The sequence below is a fragment of the Dyadobacter luteus genome, from assembly GCF_003383615.1.
GTDB lineage: Bacteria > Bacteroidota > Bacteroidia > Cytophagales > Spirosomataceae > Dyadobacter > Dyadobacter luteus.
In genome coordinates, this window is the sequence record NZ_QNUL01000015.1 from 39,447 (window position 1) to 61,310 (window position 21,864).

Genomic DNA, 21,864 nt, shown 5'->3' on the forward strand with positions numbered 1-21,864 from the left:
AATTTAGTCGGATTTAATTAGTGGTTCTGTGTGTGTAATTATAGTTCAATAGTCAGGCCGTCATACGACAGGCGTACATGTGGCGGGAGCTCAGCTTCTACATCAGCATGCTTTCCCAACTTATGGCTCATATGAATCAGGTAGGTCTGAGGAATGTTCAGTTTGTCAATGAGTTCCAAAGACTGAGATAACGTAAAGTGCGAAAGGTGCGGTTCTTTCTGCAGGGTGTCCAGTACCAACACGCGGGAACCGAGGATTTTTTCCTGTTCCTGCTCCGAAATATAGTTAGCATCTGTAATGTATGTAAAATCACCGATTCTGTACCCAAATACAGCCAGCTTGTGATGCATCACTTCTATTGGCGTAATTGAAACACCTTCAATAGAAAACGGGCGGTTTTCTACCGGATTAAGTTCAAAATGGGGAACGCCCGGATACCGTTGTTCACTAAAAGCGTAAGCGAATTCTCCTTTGATCTGATTCAGAACGGATTGGCGGCCATACAAAGGAATATCCTTTTGTTGCCTGTGATTATATGCTCTTATATCGTCCAGGCCGGCTGTATGATCCTTATGCTGATGCGTAAATAACACAGCTGTAATGTCAGGCACGTTGGCTCTCAGCATCTGTTGTCTGAAGTCCGGTCCGGTATCAATCACAAAGGATTTACCATGTGTCTCCACCCATACGGAAGTGCGAAGACGGTTATCCCTTGGGTCTGTAGAATGGCAAACGGCACAATCGCAAGCAATAACGGGTATTCCTTGCGATGTGCCGGTTCCTAAAAAAGTAATCTTCATCCGGATTATTCCGTCAAATGTGCCACTACCTCCACAAGGCGGTCAAAATTTAATGGTTTCATCAGCGCGTCATCAAATCCGGCTTCTTTAAAATCTTCTTCCGAGTAATTTTTAGCATTACCCGTTATAGCTACAATCGGTGTTTTTGCTTTTTTGGTATCCGACAATTTCCTGATGCTTCTTGCACATTCCATTCCGTCCATCACAGGCATGTTGATATCAAGCAAAATAATATCAAAATCTTCTTTTTCAAGAAGTTGTAACACTTGCTCTCCATTCTTCACGGAAGTAATTTCGTAGTGTTGAAATTCCAGAATCTTCCTTGCCAGATTTTGAATTACGGAACTATCTTCGGCAATGAGTACTCGCTTTGTGTATGACATATGATGAATCAGGTATTGTGTTTAATAAATAATAAGGTCAAGTTAGGCATATTTAATCCAAGATCGCAAATGATTCCGGTCGCAAGTTTCAAAATTATCAAAAAAAGTAAATAAACGTCTTATACATTTTCAAACCAGTCTTTGAGATGTAAGTTTGTACTTTATTCAGTACATCGAACTACACCAAACATGTTCAAAAATAAAGTAATCAGATGGAGCACAATTGCCATGGTAATTGCAATCCTCACCTATTTCGTTGTCGAAAACCTACCCGGTTCCGAATCCTCGGAAGACATAGCCGTTACACGCCCTCAGGAATACATAGAAAAGATCAATAAGGAACGTGCTGCCAAAGATGAGCTTTTCCGTACCGGTCCCGATTCTCCGATTAAAGACAAGGAGAGCTTCCATGGTTTACATTATTTTAAAGTAAATCCCGAGTACCGCGTGAAAGCGACAATCTCTCCTTACATGAAGGACGACAAAGAATTGATTATCCCGTACACAGACAGCACCTCCGAAAAGTATGAACGTTATGGCTACGCTCATTTTAAAATAAACGGGGAGGATCATAAGCTCCTGCTGCTCAAAAGCGAAGGCGTTATCTCTGTACTCTTCCGTGATGAAACGAGCGGCAAAGAAACCTATGGTGGAGGCCGTTATCTTGATTATCCAGTTTCAGAAATCAAAAACAATACACTGATTCTCGATTTCAATAATGCGTACAGCCCTTATTGTGCTTACCAACCTGAGTACGCATGTCCTGTCCCGCCGGCAGAAAATACGTTGCATATTCCTCTTTGGGCAGGTGAACAGGTGGAAGAAGGCGTACATTAAATAAAAATCGCTGATCAACGGGCCGTTTCCGTACTCTTAGAACTTAAATTATTAGTTTTGCAATTCGGTTCGTATGAGAAAAGTTGAAGCTTACAAAATTCCTGAGTTAACGAACAATTCAGACTGACCGTAACCAAAATACCACATAACATAACCATGAAGGAACTCTCAGTACAGATTCGAACATGTACCGACAGTTTACCGTTTTTTATATCGCATGAAAATTTCTTACAAATGGCTGGGCGAACTGATCGAGCTGACCGAAACTCCTGAAGAGATCGGTACTTTGCTGACTGCTACCGGCCTGGAAGTTGAAAATATTGAAGAAGTAGAATCCATCAGAGGTGGATTGAAAGGTGTGGTTGTAGGTGAAGTTCTTACCTGTGAGAAACATCCTGAAGCAGATCGTTTAAAAATCACGACTGTCGATACAGGCCTTCCTGAACCGTTACATATTGTTTGTGGTGCAGCCAACGTAGCTGCCGGACAAAAAGTAGTGGTTGCCACAGTCGGAGCAGTTTTGTACCCGACCGGAAGCGAAGATGCGATTGTTCTTAAGAAATCAAAGATTAGAGGTGCGTTATCGGAAGGTATGATCTGCGCTGAAGATGAGCTGGGACTTGGTACATCTCATGACGGCATACTTGTACTGGATACAGATTTACCAAACGGAACTCCGGCCGCTGATTATTTTGGAATCTCTTCTGACTACCTGATTGAAATCGGTCTTACGCCTAATCGTGCCGACGCTGCGTCTCACTTTGGTGTGGCCCGCGATCTGAAAGCAGTACTTGACAGAGAAATCAAACTTCCATCTGTAGCAGAATTCAAGGTTACTGATCAGTCTCTGACATTTGGGGTTAGTGTTGAAAATGCCGAAGCTTGCCCAAGATATACAGGTTTGACGATCTCCGGAATTACTGTTGCTGAATCGCCTGAATGGTTAAAGCAAAAGTTACAGACCATCGGTATCCGCTCCATTAACAATGTCGTGGATGTTACCAATTATGTATGTCATGAATTGGGTCAGCCGTTACATGCTTTCGATGCAGCAAAGGTTGATGGCAATCAGGTGATTGTCAAAACCGTAGAAGCCGGCACTAAATTCACTACATTGGACGATCTTGAAAGAACACTTTCGGATCAGGATCTGATGATTTGCAACGCTACTTCTCCTATGTGCATCGGAGGGGTATTCGGCGGTGCAGACTCCGGTGTTAGCAATACCACAACCGCTATTTTTCTGGAATCAGCTTACTTCTCCCCTGTTTGGGTAAGACGTACGGCGCAGCGGTTTACACTTAAAACTGATTCGTCTTTCCGTTTTGAGCGCGGAACAGATCCTAATATGCCTCTTTTTGCACTGAAACGTGCTGCTCTTCTGATCCAGGAAGTAGCAGGAGGACAGGTTACGTCAGAAGTTACGGATATCTACCCAACTCCTATCCAAGATTTCAGTATCAATATCAGTTACAGGAATATTGACAGACTGATCGGGAAATCGTTAGGTGCTGAAAAGATCGAACAGATTCTTACAGGTCTTGATATCAAACTTGAAGAAAAGACGGATGCCGGATTCGTTGCCATTGTACCGCCTTATCGCGTAGACGTGCAAAGAGAAGCTGACGTGATCGAGGAAATCCTGAGAATTTATGGTTTCGGCCAGGTAGAACTTTCTGAGTCACTGAGCTCTGATTACCTTTCCGATTTTCCTGTGAACGATCCTGAAAAATTAAAAATGCGTGTCTCCGAGTTATTGGCAGCAAACGGTTTTTATGAAATGATCAACAATTCACTTACAAAGCCGGATTACGCAGCACTTCTTGGAGAGCAGGCTGAGCAAAGCACAGTGAAAATTCTGAACTATCTGAGCGAAGATCTTTCTGTCATGCGTCAGTCACTTGTTTTTTCTGGTCTTGAAGTAATTGAACACAACATCAACCGTCGTCAGCGGGATCTGAAACTTTTTGAATTCGGTAAGACCTACAATCTTATCAACGAAAAATATTCAGAAAAAGAAAGACTTGCTGTATTCCTTTCCGGCAACACCCAGGAAGAAAGCTGGATTGCCAAATCTAAAGAAAGTGCATTCCATGATCTCGCAGCTGTAGTAAGTCAGGTTCTGGCAGCGATGAAAATCCGTAGTACTGAAAAGCAGGAAGCAGATGGTACTATTTTTCAATACGGACTTACATTGAGCATTAATAAAAAACCTGTAGTGACATTTGGTTTGTTGAAATCTGCCATAACGAAGAAGGCCAGCGTTAAAGCGCCGGTTTTGTATGCAGACTTTGACTGGGAATACATGCTGAAGCAATATGACAGTGCCGTACAATATCGTGAAGTGCCTAAGTTCCCTGAGGTAAGGAGAGATCTGTCGCTGGTGGTGGATAAGAAAGTCACTTTTGAAGAGCTTCGTCAGGTTGCATTTAAAACCGAGCGCCAGTTACTTCGTTCTGTAAACGTATTCGATGTATACGAGGGAGTGAATCTGGAAGGACGTAAATCCTATTCGATCAGTTTCATTTTGCAGGACGACCAACAGACACTGACCGACAAAGTGATTGATAAGACCATGTCAAGACTAATCGCCAACTACGAGCGTGAGCTAAATGCTATTATCCGAAAATAACTTTTTTCTATTCAGGAGATACTAAGATGTCTCCTGTACGTTTTATTTGGTAATTTTTTCGAAGTAAATTCCTTTTCTCTGAGTACCTGACAAAGCCTTCAAACTAAAACCCGAACAAGAATGGAAAGGAGCAGCACACGCATTATCGAACTTAAACTGGCCGATCTGGAAAGAAGATTAGAAATTCTCATCAATACAAAAGAGAACCTAACCTGGTCAGTATCAGAATTACAGCGCGAAAATGCAGAGCTACGTTTATCCAATATGAGGCTGAAGGAAGAAGCCAAGGAAACAAAGAAAAAATACGGTACTTTAGAAAAAGACTTTAATAAGTCTAAAAGTTTCGCTAAAATTGTCACTAGTAAACTGACACCAACGAGCGGATTAGCCGAACTGAAAGAATCAGTTGACCGATATATAGAAGAGATCGATAAGTGCATTGAAATGCTTGAAGATAGCTTATGAAAAAAAATAACATACCTAATCCTGACGTCTCTGTCTTTATAAAACTGCTGGACAGAGGCTTCAAGCTGAGCGTGCCAGCCGATCAGGAGAGATATTACAGGGATGGATATGAAGTATTCATGGAGCGAGTAAAGCAGCATAAATCAAAGACAAAAGGTTACGACGATATTGAGGCCATGGGTCTCACCGCAATAGAATGTATGGTTGCCCTGCAACGCATTCGGGAACAAATGGATGGTATGATGGAAGCATTTCAGGACAGGATTGAAAAACTGGATGCGGCCGTTGCAAATGCCATTGATAGCTGAAATCGGGAAGAAATTTCTTCTGCTTATCAGCCCACGTTTCTAAACCTTTGTCTGTTTCTTCCTAAAATTCATCGTTCAGCCACAACTGGTTCGGCATTTCATACTTTGGTAGTCGGTCACAAGCCAACTATATTGTAACCATTACATAAAATGCCAGATTCATCCATTTTTATTGTCCTCTTATCCGATATCATCGCTGTGGGTATCGGTGTATTTGCAGGTAAATACATTTTTCAGAAATCTTTCGATCAAAAGGAAAAAGAAGCGCAGGACAGAGCAGCAGAAATTATCCGCAATGCTGAAAATTCAGCTGAAAATATTAAGAAAGACCGCATTCTCGAAGCAAAAGAGAAATATCTACGCCTGAAATCAGAGTTCGAAGAAGATGCTAATAAGAAAAGAAACATCCTTCAAACTAACGAACAGAAGCTGAAGCAACGTGAGCAAAGTCTGAATCAGAGCATTGATCAGAATAAAAAACGTGAACAGGAACTGGAATCGCAGAAAAATAACCTGTCTCAGCAAATCGAAACAGCTAACAAGAAGCGTGAAGAGGCGGAGAAGTCTTTACAACAGCAGGTTGCACAACTTGAAAAAATCGCAAACCTTACAGCAGATCAGGCACGTGAACAGTTGGTAGATGCACTAAAGGCTGAAGCCGATACAAGAGCCGGATCCTATGTAAAAAGTGCGATGGAAGAAGCACGCCTTTCAGCTACGAAAGAGGCTAAAAAGATCGTTATCGAAACAATACAACGCACGGCTGCAGAGCATGCTATTGAAAACTGTGTATCTGTTTTTAACATTGAAAATGATGATATCAAGGGTAAAATCATTGGTCGCGAGGGACGTAACATCCGTGCCCTGGAAGCAGCAACAGGTGTTGAGATCATTGTAGATGATACCCCTGAAGCGATCGTAATATCAGGATTTGACCCGGTTCGTCGTGAAATAGCACGTCTTTCTCTGCACCGTCTGGTTCAGGATGGACGTATCCACCCTGCCCGTATTGAAGAAGTAGTTGCAAAAACACGCAAGAATATTGATGACGAAATCGTCGAGATCGGGGAACGTACTGTGATCGATATGGGTATTCACGGCTTACATCCTGAGCTTGTGAAGATGATTGGTCGTATGCGTTTCCGTTCATCTTACGGACAGAACCTGCTTCAACACTCACGTGAAGTGGCAAAACTTTGTGCTACCATGGCGGCAGAACTTGGCTTAAATACCAAACTTGCCAAAAGAGCCGGTCTACTTCATGATATCGGAAAAGTATGGCCTGAGGAATCAGACTTGCCACACGCAATTCTGGGTATGGAACTGGCCAAAAAGTATAAAGAAAATCCGGAGGTATGTAATGCAATCGGAGCTCACCACGACGAGATCGAGATGACGAGTATGCTTTCTCCGATCATCCAGGTTTGTGATGCAATCTCAGGTTCACGTCCTGGCGCACGTCGCGAAATGATGGAATCCTATATCCAGCGTTTGCGTGACCTTGAAAACATGGCGTTGTCGTTCGATGGTGTAGAGAAATGCTACGCAATCCAGGCTGGTCGTGAACTTCGTGTCATTATTGATGCGGACAACGTATCAGATGAAAAAGCAGGAATGCTTTCATTTGATATATCTCAAAAAATTGAAAAGGAAATGCAGTACCCCGGACAAATCAAAATCACAGTAATTCGTGAGATGCGTTCGGTTGCTTATGCAAGATAATCCAAACAACTTCAATGACTTATCTAAATCTGAGTAGTTCAGAGCGATTGAAAATACAATCGCTTGGTGATTTAAAGAAAGCCGGTTACACATCCCGCTCTATCAAACAGGAGCTTCGTGATAACCTGATAGAGAAGATTAAGAACAAGGAAAGTGTGTTCCCGGGCATCTGGGGATATGAAGAAACTGTAATACCGGATGTTGAACGTGCTATTTTATCCATGCACAATATCAACTTTCTTGGCTTACGCGGACAGGCAAAAACCAGGATCGCCAGAATGATGATTAATCTTCTGGATGAATATATTCCATATGTAAAAGGGTCGGAATTGCATGATGATCCCCTGCAACCACTATCACGTTTTGCAAAGGATACATTAGCGGAATCCGGTGATCAAACATCGATTGCATGGCTTCACCGGGACGAACGTTATACTGAAAAGTTGGCTACTCCGGATGTGTCCGTAGCGGATTTGATCGGTGATGTGGACCCTATCAAGGCCGCTATGCTGAAGTTACCTTATTCTGATGAGCGTGTAATTCATTATGGACTAATCCCCCGTTCACATCGTGGTATTTTCGTGATCAATGAGTTGCCCGATCTTCAGGCACGTATTCAGGTTGCTCTTTTCAATATTTTGCAGGAAGGAGACATTCAGATACGCGGCTTTAAATTGCGTTTACCTTTGGATATTCAGTTTGTATTCACAGCCAATCCTGAGGATTATACCAACCGCGGAAGTATTGTTACACCTCTGAAAGACCGTATCGAAAGCCAGATTGTAACGCACTACCCAAAGACGCTTGAAACCGGTAGAAAGATCACCGAACAGGAAGCGATTGTTAAAAAAGGACAAGGTGAAGTAGTTGTAGTAAACGACCTTATCAAAACCCTGATAGAGCAAATTGCGTTTGAAGCCAGAGATAGTGAATATGTTGACAGCAAAAGTGGTGTTTCGGCACGTTTGACTATATCTGCCTACGAAACACTGCTAAGTACTGCAGAGCGCCGCACCCTAATCAACGGCGAAGAGAGTACCCATGTTCGTATATCAGATCTTTATGGAGTGGTTGCTTCTATATGCGGTAAGGTTGAATTGGTATATGAAGGTGAAGTAGAAGGACCTGTAATTGTGGCTCAAAATCTGATTGGCAAAGCGATCAGAACTCAGTTTTTGAATTTCTTCCCCGATCCTGAAAAATCGAAGAAGAGCAAAATTAATCCCTATGCCAAGGTCATTGAATGGTTCGGAGCCGGCAATGAGATGGAAATGATTGGTGACATGACTGATCGTGAATATGCTGCCCGGTTGGGAAGTATAGACGGACTGGATGATTTTGTGGATATGCTGAGTGCCTACGGAAACAAGGCAGAAAAACTGTTTATGATGGAATTTGCACTGCATGGAATGGCAGAGTTCTCACTCATCGGAAAACAATCATTGGATCAGGGTATGAAATTCCAGGATCTGGTAAGCAGTATGTTCTCCGGACCGGATGACGAAGATTTCGATTTTGACGAAGATGACGACGACAGTAAACTTTTCTAAATACTGTCATTTCCTATATTAAAAATGCCCTGAAAAGTTTGAAACTTTCAGGGCATTTTTATTGGAGTGATTTAACAATTATTCAGGAGATCCTTCGTCTGCCACATTTGGTTCGCTGGTGTCAATAAGCGAATCAGGCTCATTGTTCACTTTTGCACGAACTTTTGCTTCCAGCTCATCCAACAGCTCAGGATTATCCTTCAACAACGCTTTTACTGCATCGCGTCCCTGTCCCAAACGGTTCCCCTCGTAGCTAAACCAGGATCCGGCCTTTTTAACAATTTCTAACTCAACAGCAAGGTCGATTACCTCTCCTACTTTGGAGATTCCTTCGCCATACATAATATCAAACTCTACCACTTTAAACGGAGGAGCCACTTTATTTTTAACAACCTTCACTTTCGTGCGGTTACCAAGTATCGCATCAGCGCTTTCTTTGATCTGGCCCACTCTGCGGATGTCCAAACGTACAGATGCATAGTATTTCAATGCGTTACCACCCGTAGTTGTTTCAGGATTTCCGAACATCACACCAATTTTCTCACGAAGTTGGTTGATGAAAATACAGCAGCATCCTGTTTTATTGATAACCCCTGTAAGTTTACGTAGTGCCTGAGACATCAGACGTGCCTGGAGCCCCATTTTGCTTTCACCCATTTCCCCTTCAAGCTCAGCTCTTGGTACAAGTGCAGCTACAGAGTCAATCACAATAATATCTACAGCACCGCTGCTGATCAGGTGCTCGGCAATTTCAAGTGCCTGCTCTCCGCTGTCTGGTTGTGAAATAAGTAAATTACTTGTGTCAATCCCTAGCTTCTCTGCATACACGCGGTCAAAGGCATGTTCTGCATCTATGAAAGCGGCCAGGCCACCCTGCTTCTGAGCTTCAGCTATGCAATGCATAGAAAGCGTCGTTTTACCTGATGATTCCGGACCATATATTTCCACGATACGCCCACGAGGAACTCCCCCTACCCCAAGTGCAAGATCAAGCCCGAGAGATCCGGTCGAAATAACAGGAACATCAAGAACTTTTGTATCACTCAAACGCATTACAGTTCCTTTACCAAAAGTCTTGTCTAGCTTTTCAAGCGTAGTCTGTAGTGCCTTTAATTTGTTTTCCTTATCGGTTGTTGCTGGTGCTGCCATACTTAATGAAAAGTAATTGTTTATGTTATGATTAAGGTTGCTTTGACAAACCGCTTCTTCATATTTCCTCGACAGACGTAAATTTACCCTATTTAGTGCAAATCCAAAATCTATTTCGTGCCTATGGAGGTAATGTTTCAACACATTGAACGACACCTCAAATCAGCTCATCGATAATTTCAGTAACAAAGATATGATATTAATTGTATCAAACCATATCGATTGGCAAAAAATTTATGACAGCAAATTTAAATAGTACCCATTTCTACTCAGTTCTGAAAAACAGCCCGGTATACGTCAAATGCTTCTTTTAAAACTGATTTTTGTCATCAATCCGCACTTTTCGTAAAAATAACTTTGCAGCTCATCTATCAAAGCTAGGTTCGCTTCATTATGATCATATTATTGTTTTTCATTGCGCATTGGTACCTGTCGTTACTGATGCAAACTTTTTTTCTACACCGATACGCAGCACACAAAATGTTTACGATGAGCCCGGCTTGGGAAAAAACATTCTATGTGTGTACATGGATATTCCAGGGATCATCCTTCCTGAGTCCTTATGCATATGGGGTCATGCACCGTCTGCATCATGCTTATGCTGATACCGAAGACGATCCGCACTCTCCGAGTTTTTCAAGCAGCCTGACAGACATGATGTGGAAGACAAAAAATTATTACAACAACATTGTCAGACGTACTGATACCATTGAAGCCAAATTTAAAAAAGGCGTCCCACACTGGGAGTTCATGGAAAAAATCGGGGATTCCTGGTTTTCCCGACTCGGATGGGGAATATTTTATGTCCTTTTCTATATGCAGTTTGCCACGCATTGGTGGATGTACCTGCTTCTGCCCATTCATTTTCTGATGGGTCCTGTTCACGGAGCGATTATCAACTGGTACGCGCACAAATATGGCTATGTCAATTTTGAGGTCAATGACACGGCCAAAAACCTTCTTCCTTTTGACTTTTTAATGATGGGTGAGTCGTACCACAACAACCATCACAAATATGGGGGGCGTGCCAACTTTGGATTCAAATGGCATGAATTCGATCCGACCTATCCATTTATTCTGCTATTAAATAAGCTCAGGATTATCAAACTGAAACCGAATAATGATCTGAATTATATGTAAAAACTAAAAACATACGATATTTTTGTTTTTCAACCGGCCGGCTGTTCATCACCGGCCTTTTTTGAGTTTTAACAAGTCAGAATATCGTGGTAAAAAAAATCCTGGTCGCCCTGCTTTGCGTCGTTGTTGTACTTGGTATTATTTACCGTGATTTGCTGAGTTACGGATGGATGCAGGCAAAAGGACAGATCGGCATTCTCATGAACGTTAAGGATGTGAGTGAAGTACTGGCCGACCCTACCTTTCCTGACTCCTTAAAGACTCGAATACGGCTTATTGAAGAAATCAAACAATTCGGCGTTGATTCTCTCGGCCTTTCCCCATCAAAAAACTACACGACTTTTTACGACCAGCACGGCAAGCCGCTCATCTGGGTTATTACCGCGTCCGATCGATATAGAATCAAAGCCTACAAATGGGATTTCCCGATCCTGGGTAGCTTTCCATACAAAGGCTATTTCGACTCCACCCGCGCTGTAAGAGAAGAAAAAGTACTTGCCGATGAAGGATTTGATACTGATATCGGGGAAGTATCAGCATGGTCTACGCTTGGTTACCTGAAGGATCCCATTCTGTCCAGTATGCTCAAAAGACGGGAAGGTAGCCTCGCGAATCTTATTCTTCATGAGCTGACCCATGGAACACTTTTTGTAAAAAACGATCTTGAATTAAATGAAAACCTGGCCAGTTTCGTCGGAGATTTAGGGGCTACACGTTTCCTTAAACAGAAATACGGAGCAGATTCGAAGCAATATGCAGACTATCAATATTCTAAAAATTACAATGATGCCTATTCCCGACATATGTTAAGGGGGATGAAGCAATTAGATAGTCTTTATATTACATTCGGACCAGACCAAACACCCAAACCGGAAAAGGATTCAGCTAAAAAACATTTAATTCAAAAAATAGTTAGTACCGCAGATACACTGATGGGCGGAGGAAAAACGTTGAAAGCCAAACGTTCGGAGCAATCATCTTTTTTACCGGGAAATGCGTATTTTATAAGCTACCAAACTTATAAATCGAAACAGAATGTTTTTAAACAAGAATATGAGGAAAAGTTCGGAAGCGATTTTAAGAAGTATCTGGGTTATCTGAAAAACAAATATCCCTCTCTTTAATTTTAACTTTTTGGCATGAAACGCATACACATTACACTATCAGTTCTTATCATTTCATTAGCTTTCGTAGGTTTCCGCCAGTTTGATCAGGCCCGGGTAATTCCTAATAAAAGTTTTGGGTTGGGAGAAAAAGTAGAGTATCGTGTGCATTACGGTTTCATCAATGCAGCAGAGGCAAAAGTAGAAATTGCCAGAAATGTATCCGTGGTCAATAATAAACCTTGTTACAGAATTAACGTAACCGGACGCACAGTCGGTCCGTTCGACCTTATTTCCAGAGTCCGCGATACGTGGAGATCTTATGTGGACACCACTTCCATAGTACCACATATGTTTCAAAGAAGCATTCAGGAAAATAAATACAGAAAAGAAGAAACTGTTGTTTTCAATCACAGCAAAGACATTGCCATCTCGACTGTGAAAGACGAAACCAAAACCTTTAATGTCCCCAACAATATACATGATATTATCAGTGGTTATTTCTTCCTGCGTACCATGAATTTTGACCGGGTGAATGAGGGAGAAGTTATTGAAGTTCCTACTTTTTTTGATGGAGAAGTATATAAACTCAGAGTAAGATATGTGGGTAAGGATGTGATCAAAACAAAATTTGGTAAGACTAAGGTATTACGCCTGAATCCGCTGATCCCTGACAATAAATTGTTCAAAGGGGAAGGTGCGATGAAACTCTGGATTTCGGACGATGTGAATAAAATTCCATTAAAAGTGCAGGTAGAGCTCGTTATTGGTTCTCTTGAAATGGATCTTAAGTCCTATAAAGGATTAAAAGCAGAGCCCGTCTGGTTCTGATCAGATATCTTCGGAGCGATTGAAAATAGTTGAGTGGAAAGCAAAGGTGCGTTTTACTTATTGAGACAAATGGTGTATCCGCTCCTCCAAAAGACTGATAAAAAGCATGAATATGCGGCTCCTGTGCACTTTCAAAATCGAATAACAGATCCGTTCCCTCATGCTCCATGAAGTAATTATTGAGCATGACCGTACACGCATTCCCTTTCCGGCCCTTTTCGTCAGCGGCGTTAAAGATATACACTGCATAATCTCCATATCTGAAAATAAGAATACCCGCATGTATCTTTCCTGATACTGAGGCATACCGTAATGTCGCATTTCCATGCAGTCGAAAAGCTGCAACCAGTTTTTCCAGAATGCGATACGATTGTACACTTACCCCGCCTTTAATATTTCCGGAATGATGTATGCTGAACAAAGAAATGAGTTCAGCAGTATTGATTCCCTCTTCGATCACCCAGTTCGATTCAATTCCTCTCCTCAGGTTTCGTTTTCTGTCGGCATTGTAAAATTGATTCAATGCCAATGATTTCCGAAAAGTTTGCTGTTTGACAAATGAGATAGCTGAAAAACGCTTCAGCGATGGCTCTACTGCGTCTGACAAATCAGGATGAAAACTGTAGGAAGAGATATAAGAAAAATGAGAAATACAGGATTCCAGGAAAACACCGGCAATCTCAACGGTGATTTCAGATTCAGAAAATATGCCAAGAAACTGGCAAAAATGAGGCTGATACAAAACCTGGAGACCCAATCTTTTTTTGATTGGCAGGGGCATAACGAGCTTATAATTCTCTGCAGAAGGCCAGACCAGCGCCTGCCAGCTTTCACAAACAGTATCAAGAAACCAGCTGAAACCGTAAAAAACTGAATTTACAGAATCAGCAATAAGAAGATCCCAGCGACCGGAATCTATTTCGGAGCGATTGAGCAGTACAGGTTCCAACACAGTCAGGATTTAAATAACCCAATAAACTGCGTTTGAAACGTAACTTCTTACTTAAAGTAACTGCGTAATTTCAACAGTGTCTCTTCAACATCGGGCGTCTCGTCCATGAGCAGGTTCACGCTTTGTATGGAGTGAATTACAGTACTGTGATCCCTGCCTCCAAAGTGATAGCCGATAGACTTAAGAGGAAGTTCGGTATATTCCTTGGCCAGGTACATCGCCAGCTGCCTTGGATAAACAACTTCTTTCTTACGGCTTTTACTTTTCAGATCTGCCACAGTAATCTGAAAGTAGTCTGAAATAACCTCTTGAATGGTATCAATGGTTACCTCTTTCTCTTCATTCATGACAATGTTACGCAGCGTATTTTTCGCCAGTTCAACGTCAATCTCACGACGCGTCAGCGAAGCCTGTGCCATTAGAGAAACAATAACACCTTCCAATTCACGAACGTTGGAATTCACACTGTGTGCTACGTATTCAATCACATCATAATCGATGGAGATTCCCTCAGACTGAATCTTTTTCTGAAGAATGGCAATACGCGTTTCGAAATCCGGAGTTTGCAAATCGGCAGTAAGTCCCCACTTAAAACGTGAAAGCAGACGATCCTGCAGGCCCTGAAGTTCACGTGGCGGACGGTCACTTGTCATGATGATCTGCTTACCCAGCTGGTGAAGGTGGTTGAAGATATGGAAGAATGTATCCTGCGTTTTCTCCTTACCTGAAAGGAATTGCACGTCATCAATTGCCAGCACATCCACTTTCATATAGAAGTCCGTAAACTCCTGCAAAGTATTGTTTCTGATAGAGTTGATAAACTGATTCGTAAACTTTTCCGAAGAAACATACAATACCAGCTTATTATCGAAGTGATTGGTGATGTAATTACCGATGGCTTGCACCAGATGCGTTTTGCCTAGTCCAACACCGCCGTACATCATTAATGGATTAAATGAAGTAAGACCCGGACGTTGGGCCACTGCAAAACCTGCAGAACGTGCCAATCGGTTACAATCACCTTCAATAAAGTTGTCAAAAGAATAGTTAGGATTCAGATACGTATCCAGAGTCATGGCATCATGATCCTTCAACTGAACATTGGCTCCTACCCTTGGATCCGTCGAAAAATTGTCAGGTTTTGAAGTATTAGTTGACTTAGGCGTAGACACGTTCATCGTAAGCGGTTGATGCTTGTCGTTGCCTTTGTCCACGATGATCGAATATTCCAGCAAACCGTCCCGGCCAATTGCATAGTCGAGTGCTTTTCTGAGCAGATTCACGTAATTATCCTCCAGCCATTCGTAAAAGAATTGGCTTGGCACCTGTATGGTAAGCACCTTACCATACAACTTTAACGGACGAATGGGTTCAAACCATGTCCTAAAGCTATCTTCCGGCACATGCTCCTGAACGACCCTGAGACATGCGTCCCATACCTGATCTACTTCCCTATATCCGCTTAGTCTTTCCAATGTTAAAAACCCTAGTCAGTACTTCTTTAAAAATCAAAAGGACGCAAAGATATAAAAATAACCTGATCCATGCTGCTGAAAATACTGCACAATTTAAGATCGTAACAAGGTAATTTCAAGCCGTATACTCATTCGTGATCAAAAGCGATTGTTATTTGTAAACATTCTTAAGTGAAATCATGAATAAAACATAACTTACCTCAAAATTGTAACGTGGCAGTACGGTTACTTTTCGTTTTTACTTTCTGATCAAAATATGATGGTTATGGCCGAAAATCTGTTTTCCGAATTTCATTCCTCTCATCGGTCAGACTGGGAAAAGCAGATGGTACAGGAAATCAAACAACCGCTTTCCGAACTTCGAAATTGTAACCCGCTTTATCCCCACGAATGCCTGCCCTATTTTTCACATGAAGAGTATGATCAACTACGTTTTGCAGAACTCAGAAATAGTCAGAGAAAAGATACCGGATGGCTTAATATGCCTGCAATCGAAATAAAAAATATCGCCGGCAAGACAAGAAAAATCAACGAAAAACTGAATGCCGGAGCACAAGCCATCTTGCTAAAAACAGAGAATAATCCTGTTGAAGAAATTGAAAACATTCTGATCAATATTGATAAAAAAGATGTACCTGTATTTATATCTTCTGAACAGGATCCCGAAGCGTTGTTTGAAGCATTTCAGAGTGCCCATCTGAGCCTGAAAGGTGGCATTGCCAATGATCCGCTTGCCAACTGGATGAGATGTGCAAAAGGGTTCGATCAGAACCTTTCCGGATTAGCGCAGCTATGTAGTTCGACCAACAATATTCCGGGCTTCTACCCGATCATGATTGATGGTCACGTTTATCATGAGGCGGGTGTAACACCCGAACAGGAGCTTGCTATGGTACTGGCTTCATTTGTATTTTATCTGGATAAGCTCACCGACTCCGGGCTGTCTCCATTGGCTTCGAACAACATTTTCTTCTCGCTTTCCATTGGTACAGATTATCTGTCCGAAATCGCAAAGCTCAGAGCACTTCGAATGCTCCATAGCCGCATTTTAGAAGCATACCACTGCCAAAAATCGGAAATACCACATCCGTTTATTCATACCGAAACCTCCAGGTTATACTATTCAGCTACAACAGAGCACACCAATATTATCAGGGCAACCAGTGAAGCCATGAGTGCGGTAACAGGCGGTAGCAACGCCTTAACCATACATCCGTTTGACTACGGAAATGACTTTTCAGAACGAATCGCTATGAACATTTCCTCCGTTATCGCTTATGAAAGTGGGATAGGTCAGATCGCAGATCCTGCTTCAGGATCTTATTTTCTGGATAACCGCAGTCAAATGATGGCTGAAATGGCTTGGAATCTTTTTCTTGAAATTGAAAACCAGGGAGGAATTATTGATAGTTTCAAAAACGGATTTGTCCAGAATTTAGCAAATACATCATGGAGCGCTAAAGTTAACGCAATGCGCGAAGTTTATGTGATGGTGGGTGTCAATCGATACAACACATTTTCGAAAAACAACGTGGAAGTAACAACTAAGAAGAAAGTGGCCGATGGACTTCTCACTTCCCGGAATCTGTCATCATCCTGGTATTCAAACTGATTCAGCGCCATGAAACCGGATTTCACCAAATTACAAAAGCAAACGCAGTCAGACCGGGATACAGGCCTATTTTCTATAACTCCGACTGCTTTACCTCATCTTTCGTTCGGAGCCGGACAACCACCTTTTCTTCGTGCACCTTACGCCAGCATGTATCTACAAAAACCGTGGACTATACGGCAGTATGCAGGCTTTTCTACAGCCGAAGAGTCGAATGCATTTTACCGCAGAAATCTGGAAGCAGGTCAAAAAGGACTATCCGTAGCTTTTGATCTTGCTACACACCGCGGTTATGATTCGGACCATGCCCGTGTAGAAGGAGATGTTGGAAAAGCCGGGGTTGCTATTGATTCCGTTGAGGATATGAAGCTCCTGTTCGATCAAATCCCGCTGGATGAGATGTCTGTTTCCATGACCATGAACGGGGCAGTATTACCAGTCATGGCATTCTATATTGTTGCAGCGGAAGAACAGGGCGTAGCGCCGGAAAAACTTTCAGGTACTATACAAAATGATATACTGAAAGAGTTCATGGTACGTAATACCTACATTTATCCGCCCCAAGCATCTATGCGCATTGTAGGGGATATTTTTGCTTATTCTTCGCGTCACATGCCGCTATTCAATTCCATCAGTGTAAGTGGTTATCATATGCATGAAGCCGGGGCACCGGCGCATATAGAGCTCGCCTATACATTGGCAGACGGATTGGAATATGTACGTACAGGCCTTGCGGCAGGGCTTCTTATTGATGATTTTGCTCCGAGATTATCATTTTTCTGGGGAATCGGAATGAATTATTTTACCGAAATCGCAAAGCTTCGTGCAGGCAGAGCGCTTTGGGCAAAAATTGTTCATCGTTTTTTACCCAAAAATGAAAAGTCGATGATGTTGAGAGCGCATTGTCAGACCAGCGGGTTCAGCCTCACCGAGCAGGATCCGTTTAATAACATTGCCAGAACCTGCATTGAAGCTATGGCCGCAGTGTTGGGCCATACGCAATCATTACACACGAATTCGCTCGACGAAGCCATTGCATTACCTACCGACTTTTCGGCACAGATCGCCAGAAACACTCAACTGTTCCTCCAACATGAAAGTGGTATCTGCAAAGCGGTAGATCCCTGGGGAGGCTCGCACCATGTGGAAAAACTAACAGACTACCTTTGCCGGCAAGCCTGGCAACTCATTGAAGAAATAGAACAATTGGGCGGAATGGCCAAAGCGATTGAAACGGGTTTACCTAAAATGAGAATCGAAGAAGCTGCCGTAAGAAAGCAAGCCAGAATTGAAACAGGGCAGGAATCGCTGATCGGAGTTAATAAATTTCAAACTTCAGAAAAAGAACCACTCGAAATCCTCGAAATTGACAACACAAGTGTCAGAGCTACGCAGATTGAAAGATTGGTAAAATTAAAAAGTGCACGTGACAATAATGAAGTAGAGAAAGCACTTGCCTCAATTACTGAAGCGTGTTCAGGGATTGGTGGTATGCAAATGGAAACAAACCTGCTTGCACTTGCTGTAGATGCTGCACGCAAACGGGCTACATTAGGAGAAATTTCAGAAGCGATGGAAAAGAAATTCGGAAGATATAAATCTACAATCCGCGCTGTTTCGGGCATATATCAGGCGGAATCATCTGATGACGAAAATTTCCGCACGGCTCTGAAAATGTCTGATACGTTCGCGGAGCTGGATGGACGCAGACCACGAATTATGGTGGCTAAAATGGGACAGGACGGCCACGACCGCGGAGCGAAAATTATTGCTACCAGCTTCGCAGACCTTGGTTTTGACGTGGACATTGCCCCACTTTTTCAAACACCACAGGAAGTGGCTCAGCAAGCCGCCGAAAACGATGTACATGTAGTGGGGATCTCCAGTCTCACTGCCGGCCATAAAACACTGTTACCCCAGCTGATAGCAGAGCTCAAAAAAATAGGAAGAGACGACATTATGGTGATTGCGGGCGGGGTTATACCTGCTCAGGACCATCAATTTCTTTATGATGCAGGTGTGAAAGGAATATTCGGACCAGGCACTATCATTTCCATCGCTGCTCAAAAAATACTTGCAGAATTAATGAAATAAAATTAAACCTTACCCAAAACAAGGGAGGTACAATTGCCACCGAAGCCAAAAGAATTGGACAATACGTTTTTCAACTCCGAATTTACCAATACTGAAACAGGAGGATACTCCGGATCAACAGGATTTTGGACATTAAAGGCCGAAAAAACAGTCTGATGCTGCAAAGATAAAATACTAAAAACCGCCTCTACGGCCCCAGCCGCACCAAGTGTGTGGCCAGTGAATGGTTTCGTCGAGTTAAAAAGTGGAACTTTACCAAAAAGTTTCTTTAAGCCCTCCAGTTCCACCTGGTCATTATTAGGAGTTCCTGTCCCATGCGCATTGACGTAATCAATTTCATCAGTTCGGAGTCCGGCACTTTGTAGTGCAGCCTGCATGGAAGCAACGGCGCCAATTGCCTCATCGGACATCGCTGAAGGATGGTGCGCGTCATTAGCGTTGCCATAACCGGCAATTTCCGCCAAAAACTTTTTCCCAACAGCTGTTTCTTCTGATTCCAGAATAAGGTACGCGGCTGCTTCACCAAGATTAAGACCATTCCGATCTACATCAAATGGTTTGGACGGATTATCAGACAGTATCTTAAGTGCATTGAAACCATTGATCGTATATTTAGCCAGACTGTCCACTCCGCCTACAATTGCCCTTTTCACACGACCCGATTTGATCAGACGAGCGCCTAGCATAATTGCGTTCGCTGAGGAAGAACAAGCTGTATTAATTGTATTGGTATAACCCCGGATCCCGAAATGCTGCGCCAACCTGAGCGTATGCGCCGCACAACCATAAGATTCGAGGTACTCCGAACCACCAGAACGGAGGTTAGCGTCCTGATATAACTGATCAGTAAGGCACATTCCTCCTACTGTACTGGCAGATATAAAAGCAGTGTCATAACTCCGGATCTGATCATTGGTCAGGTAGGCTTCACGAATGGCTTCATTCATGGCTGTCAATGCCAGTAAATCAGTGCGTGTATATCCCGGTTCCTCCTGAAAACCGAGCTTTTCGCGAAGTCTTTCAGTACTTTGTTTCACTTCACCGAAAGGTAAACTTGCCGTGTAAACCGACTCGAAATGGGTAGCCTTGCCCACGCCGCTTTTTCCCTGGCGCAGGCTGTCATAATTCTCAGCTACGCCATTACCGGCTGCACTGATAATCCCCATTCCTGTTACGATTACACGCCCCATTTACTCAGGCAGTTTTGGTATTAGCAAGAATGTAGGCAGCCATGTGGTTCACGTCTACCAATATCTTACGGCCTTCTGCCGGATTGTTAATCTTAATTCCATACTCACGTTCCAGTAATACAACCAGTTCAAGGGAGTCGATAGAATCAAGTCCAAGGTCTCCGCCAAAAAGAGGTTCATCATCCTTGATATCATCCGGATTGATATCCAACAAATTAAGATACTGTACAATTTGTCCTTTAAGAACAGGCTTTAAACTTTCAATATCCATGGTTAAACGATTTCTAACAGTAATTTAAAATTTTCAATATTCGGCTGATCTAAAATGTAGAATCAACAACTATAAAATCTTTTCAATTCTCAACTTAAAATAGGTGCAAAGTTGGCAAATGAGGATAAATATGCCGAGAAATACAAATACTCCCCATAACTCAGTCCAACTTCCACCCTTAAGAAATAGTATATAAAACCCTTCCAGGCACCAGTGCAATGGTGAAAAATTACTTACCAGCTGCATGTAGGATGGCATTACGAAGGTCGGGACAAGTATTCCACCAATGGCTCCAAAGATAATAATGGACACTGCTCCAAAGCCGTTAGCCTGTTCCTGGGTTCTGGCAATTGATCCGATCATAAGTGCATAACTTACTGCAGCCATACTACTCATAAAGATCACGGAAACAAAAGCAGGCAAATTTCCAGGTAGTGTAAGCCGGGGTAAACCAAGTAACGGCAATATCCAGATTCCCATAGAGAATGTAAGAATAACCTGCAAAACTGCGACAGCCAGATACACGCTCATTTTACCAAACATCACAAGCATAAAACTGGATGGCATGGTTTTCAGCCTGAGAAAACTTCCGTTCACACGCTCTTTCACAATATTACTTCCCAGCGAAACTACCATGAAAAACATGGCAAAGATGGTCCAGGCGGGAACATTATGTTGGGTTGAATTAGGAACCGCCATCGACTTATTGTTGGTAGCAACTACCTTATTAATCTTTACGCGATTATCAATCATTCTCTCTTTGAGTATGCCCGACTTGTCACCAAGATCCATTTCTGCATACATATTATCAATCATCAGAGAATTTTCAATCACGCTAAGGTACGACTGAATAACGCCCATAACGGAATACGTATAATTCTCCTGCAACACCGGGTCACTATAAAAAGTAATAGCCGGAATATTGACGGTTTCAACGGAAGTTGAGTCGTATTCCAAACCCAAATCTTTCATCAAAATCCGGCTCACATCGCCGGCATTGGACTCCAGTCCGGCTGAAAAAGTAGGTGGAATATGTAAGGCAATCATTTTTCCTCTTGCGAGCAGTTCCTCTTTCAATATCCCGGCATCCGCTCCGGCCACACCATCAATCTCAAACAAACCGGATGACGTCAGCACGTCGGTCAGTTTTTTGCCCAGTTCTCCCTTGTCACTGTTCATGACCAGCAAGGGAATTTTATTCTCATTTACAACCTTATAAACGCTGTCCTGAATGATTGTAATAATAAAAACAAGCAGCAATGGCATCAGAAACATCAGTGCCAGACCAACCTTATCGTTGATCAGCAACAGCAGTTCCTTTTTAACAGATGCGTAAACTTTAAACATATT

19 protein-coding genes are annotated in these 21,864 nt (G+C 42.6%); 11 read left to right on the forward strand and 8 right to left on the reverse strand.

The window, feature by feature from the left end:
• Nucleotides 1-38 precede the first annotated feature (38 nt).
• Together DSL64_RS17575 and DSL64_RS17580 are read right to left on the reverse strand one after the other, a co-directional pair.
• A complete protein-coding gene (locus tag DSL64_RS17575) occupies nt 39-800 on the reverse strand; it encodes an MBL fold metallo-hydrolase (protein WP_115832234.1) in 762 nt (253 codons plus the stop codon).
• A 5-nt stretch (nt 801-805) separates the two neighbouring features.
• Complete coding sequence (locus tag DSL64_RS17580) at nt 806-1,183, reverse strand: response regulator (RefSeq protein ID WP_115832235.1); 378 nt, start codon at nt 1,181-1,183, stop codon at nt 806-808.
• 189 nt (nt 1,184-1,372) lie between these two features.
• Between DSL64_RS17580 and DSL64_RS17585 the strand changes: the two genes are divergently transcribed.
• The 6 genes from DSL64_RS17585 (at nt 1,373) to DSL64_RS17610 (ending at nt 8,697) form a co-directional block, all read left to right on the forward strand.
• The gene (locus DSL64_RS17585; protein ID WP_115832236.1) at nt 1,373-2,020 is read left to right on the forward strand and encodes a DUF1684 domain-containing protein; all 648 of its coding nucleotides are present in this window, start codon (nt 1,373-1,375) and stop codon (nt 2,018-2,020) included.
• A 217-nt stretch (nt 2,021-2,237) separates the two neighbouring features.
• A complete protein-coding gene (gene pheT / locus DSL64_RS17590) occupies nt 2,238-4,652 on the forward strand; it encodes a phenylalanine--tRNA ligase subunit beta (protein ID WP_115832237.1) in 2,415 nt (804 codons plus the stop codon).
• A 120-nt stretch (nt 4,653-4,772) separates the two neighbouring features.
• Nucleotides 4,773-5,117 carry a hypothetical protein gene (locus tag DSL64_RS17595; RefSeq protein ID WP_115832238.1) on the forward strand — a complete coding sequence of 115 codons (345 nt, stop codon included), beginning with the start codon at nt 4,773-4,775 and terminating at the stop codon, nt 5,115-5,117.
• Complete coding sequence (locus DSL64_RS17600) at nt 5,114-5,425, forward strand: cell division protein ZapA (protein WP_115832239.1); 312 nt, start codon at nt 5,114-5,116, stop codon at nt 5,423-5,425. The genes DSL64_RS17595 and DSL64_RS17600 overlap by 4 nt, the downstream gene beginning before the upstream one ends.
• Nucleotides 5,426-5,575: 150 nt before the next feature.
• Complete coding sequence (rny, locus tag DSL64_RS17605) at nt 5,576-7,147, forward strand: ribonuclease Y (protein WP_115832240.1); 1,572 nt, start codon at nt 5,576-5,578, stop codon at nt 7,145-7,147.
• A 14-nt stretch (nt 7,148-7,161) separates the two neighbouring features.
• Complete coding sequence (locus DSL64_RS17610; RefSeq protein ID WP_115832241.1) at nt 7,162-8,697, forward strand: sigma 54-interacting transcriptional regulator; 1,536 nt, start codon at nt 7,162-7,164, stop codon at nt 8,695-8,697.
• A gap of 78 nt (nt 8,698-8,775) precedes the next feature.
• Here the strand turns inward: DSL64_RS17610 and recA are convergent, their stop codons facing one another.
• Nucleotides 8,776-9,846: a recombinase RecA gene (gene recA, locus DSL64_RS17615; RefSeq protein WP_115832242.1), complete on the reverse strand. Its 1,071-nt coding sequence runs from the start codon at nt 9,844-9,846 to the stop codon at nt 8,776-8,778.
• A 393-nt stretch (nt 9,847-10,239) separates the two neighbouring features.
• On the opposite strand from recA, the gene DSL64_RS17620 reads away from it, so the two are divergent.
• The 3 genes from DSL64_RS17620 to DSL64_RS17630 all read left to right on the forward strand — a co-directional run bounded on the left by DSL64_RS17620 (nt 10,240) and on the right by DSL64_RS17630 (nt 12,920).
• Nucleotides 10,240-10,986 carry an acyl-CoA desaturase gene (locus DSL64_RS17620; RefSeq protein ID WP_115832243.1) on the forward strand — a complete coding sequence of 249 codons (747 nt, stop codon included), beginning with the start codon at nt 10,240-10,242 and terminating at the stop codon, nt 10,984-10,986.
• Between the two features lie 86 nt (nt 10,987-11,072).
• Nucleotides 11,073-12,110 (forward strand): aminopeptidase, encoded by a 1,038-nt coding sequence (locus DSL64_RS17625; RefSeq protein ID WP_115832244.1) that lies wholly within the window; start codon nt 11,073-11,075, stop codon nt 12,108-12,110.
• Between the two features lie 15 nt (nt 12,111-12,125).
• Nucleotides 12,126-12,920, forward strand: coding sequence for a DUF3108 domain-containing protein (locus tag DSL64_RS17630; RefSeq protein ID WP_115832245.1), 795 nt, complete (start codon nt 12,126-12,128; stop codon nt 12,918-12,920).
• Here DSL64_RS17630 and DSL64_RS17635 read toward each other — a convergent pair.
• On the reverse strand, nt 12,877-13,869 hold the full coding sequence (locus DSL64_RS17635; protein ID WP_147300382.1) for a GNAT family N-acetyltransferase: 993 nt from the start codon (nt 13,867-13,869) through the stop codon (nt 12,877-12,879). The genes DSL64_RS17630 and DSL64_RS17635 overlap by 44 nt on opposite strands.
• A gap of 50 nt (nt 13,870-13,919) precedes the next feature.
• Complete coding sequence (dnaA, locus tag DSL64_RS17640) at nt 13,920-15,347, reverse strand: chromosomal replication initiator protein DnaA (protein WP_115832247.1); 1,428 nt, start codon at nt 15,345-15,347, stop codon at nt 13,920-13,922.
• A gap of 265 nt (nt 15,348-15,612) precedes the next feature.
• Here dnaA and DSL64_RS17645 point away from each other — a divergent pair, with 265 nt between their 5' ends.
• Together DSL64_RS17645 and scpA are read left to right on the forward strand one after the other, a co-directional pair.
• Complete coding sequence (locus DSL64_RS17645) at nt 15,613-16,959, forward strand: methylmalonyl-CoA mutase family protein (protein WP_158547940.1); 1,347 nt, start codon at nt 15,613-15,615, stop codon at nt 16,957-16,959.
• A 9-nt stretch (nt 16,960-16,968) separates the two neighbouring features.
• On the forward strand, nt 16,969-19,053 hold the full coding sequence (gene scpA, locus DSL64_RS17650) for a methylmalonyl-CoA mutase (RefSeq protein WP_115832249.1): 2,085 nt from the start codon (nt 16,969-16,971) through the stop codon (nt 19,051-19,053).
• Nucleotides 19,054-19,055: 2 nt separating this feature from the next.
• Here scpA and DSL64_RS17655 read toward each other — a convergent pair whose 3' ends face one another.
• From DSL64_RS17655 to DSL64_RS17665, 3 genes are all read right to left on the reverse strand, one after another.
• The gene (locus tag DSL64_RS17655) at nt 19,056-20,243 is read right to left on the reverse strand and encodes a beta-ketoacyl-[acyl-carrier-protein] synthase family protein (RefSeq protein WP_115832250.1); all 1,188 of its coding nucleotides are present in this window, start codon (nt 20,241-20,243) and stop codon (nt 19,056-19,058) included.
• Nucleotides 20,244-20,247: 4 nt separating this feature from the next.
• Nucleotides 20,248-20,514 (reverse strand): phosphopantetheine-binding protein, encoded by a 267-nt coding sequence (locus DSL64_RS17660; protein WP_115832251.1) that lies wholly within the window; start codon nt 20,512-20,514, stop codon nt 20,248-20,250.
• A 69-nt stretch (nt 20,515-20,583) separates the two neighbouring features.
• Nucleotides 20,584-21,861: an ABC transporter permease gene (locus DSL64_RS17665; protein ID WP_115832252.1), complete on the reverse strand. Its 1,278-nt coding sequence runs from the start codon at nt 21,859-21,861 to the stop codon at nt 20,584-20,586.
• Nucleotides 21,862-21,864 lie beyond the last annotated feature (3 nt).

Excerpts from the sequence above, each read along its gene's own strand:
- DSL64_RS17620 (WP_115832243.1), top strand. The coding sequence starts at position 10,240 with ATGATCATATTATTGTTTTTCATTGCGCATTGGTACCTGTCGTTACTG.
- DSL64_RS17660 (WP_115832251.1), bottom strand. The coding sequence starts at position 20,514 with ATGGATATTGAAAGTTTAAAGCCTGTTCTTAAAGGACAAATTGTACAG.
- DSL64_RS17600 (WP_115832239.1), top strand. The coding sequence starts at position 5,114 with ATGAAAAAAAATAACATACCTAATCCTGACGTCTCTGTCTTTATAAAA.
- rny (WP_115832240.1), top strand. The coding sequence starts at position 5,576 with ATGCCAGATTCATCCATTTTTATTGTCCTCTTATCCGATATCATCGCT.
- DSL64_RS17645 (WP_158547940.1), top strand. The coding sequence starts at position 15,613 with ATGGCCGAAAATCTGTTTTCCGAATTTCATTCCTCTCATCGGTCAGAC.
- DSL64_RS17580 (WP_115832235.1), bottom strand. The coding sequence starts at position 1,183 with ATGTCATACACAAAGCGAGTACTCATTGCCGAAGATAGTTCCGTAATT.
- DSL64_RS17575 (WP_115832234.1), bottom strand. The coding sequence starts at position 800 with ATGAAGATTACTTTTTTAGGAACCGGCACATCGCAAGGAATACCCGTT.
- scpA (WP_115832249.1), top strand. The coding sequence starts at position 16,969 with ATGAAACCGGATTTCACCAAATTACAAAAGCAAACGCAGTCAGACCGG.
- pheT (WP_115832237.1), top strand. The coding sequence starts at position 2,238 with ATGAAAATTTCTTACAAATGGCTGGGCGAACTGATCGAGCTGACCGAA.
- DSL64_RS17585 (WP_115832236.1), top strand. The coding sequence starts at position 1,373 with ATGTTCAAAAATAAAGTAATCAGATGGAGCACAATTGCCATGGTAATT.
- DSL64_RS17595 (WP_115832238.1), top strand. The coding sequence starts at position 4,773 with ATGGAAAGGAGCAGCACACGCATTATCGAACTTAAACTGGCCGATCTG.
- recA (WP_115832242.1), bottom strand. The coding sequence starts at position 9,846 with ATGGCAGCACCAGCAACAACCGATAAGGAAAACAAATTAAAGGCACTA.
- DSL64_RS17655 (WP_115832250.1), bottom strand. The coding sequence starts at position 20,243 with ATGGGGCGTGTAATCGTAACAGGAATGGGGATTATCAGTGCAGCCGGT.
- DSL64_RS17665 (WP_115832252.1), bottom strand. The coding sequence starts at position 21,861 with ATGTTTAAAGTTTACGCATCTGTTAAAAAGGAACTGCTGTTGCTGATC.
- DSL64_RS17610 (WP_115832241.1), top strand. The coding sequence starts at position 7,162 with ATGACTTATCTAAATCTGAGTAGTTCAGAGCGATTGAAAATACAATCG.
- DSL64_RS17630 (WP_115832245.1), top strand. The coding sequence starts at position 12,126 with ATGAAACGCATACACATTACACTATCAGTTCTTATCATTTCATTAGCT.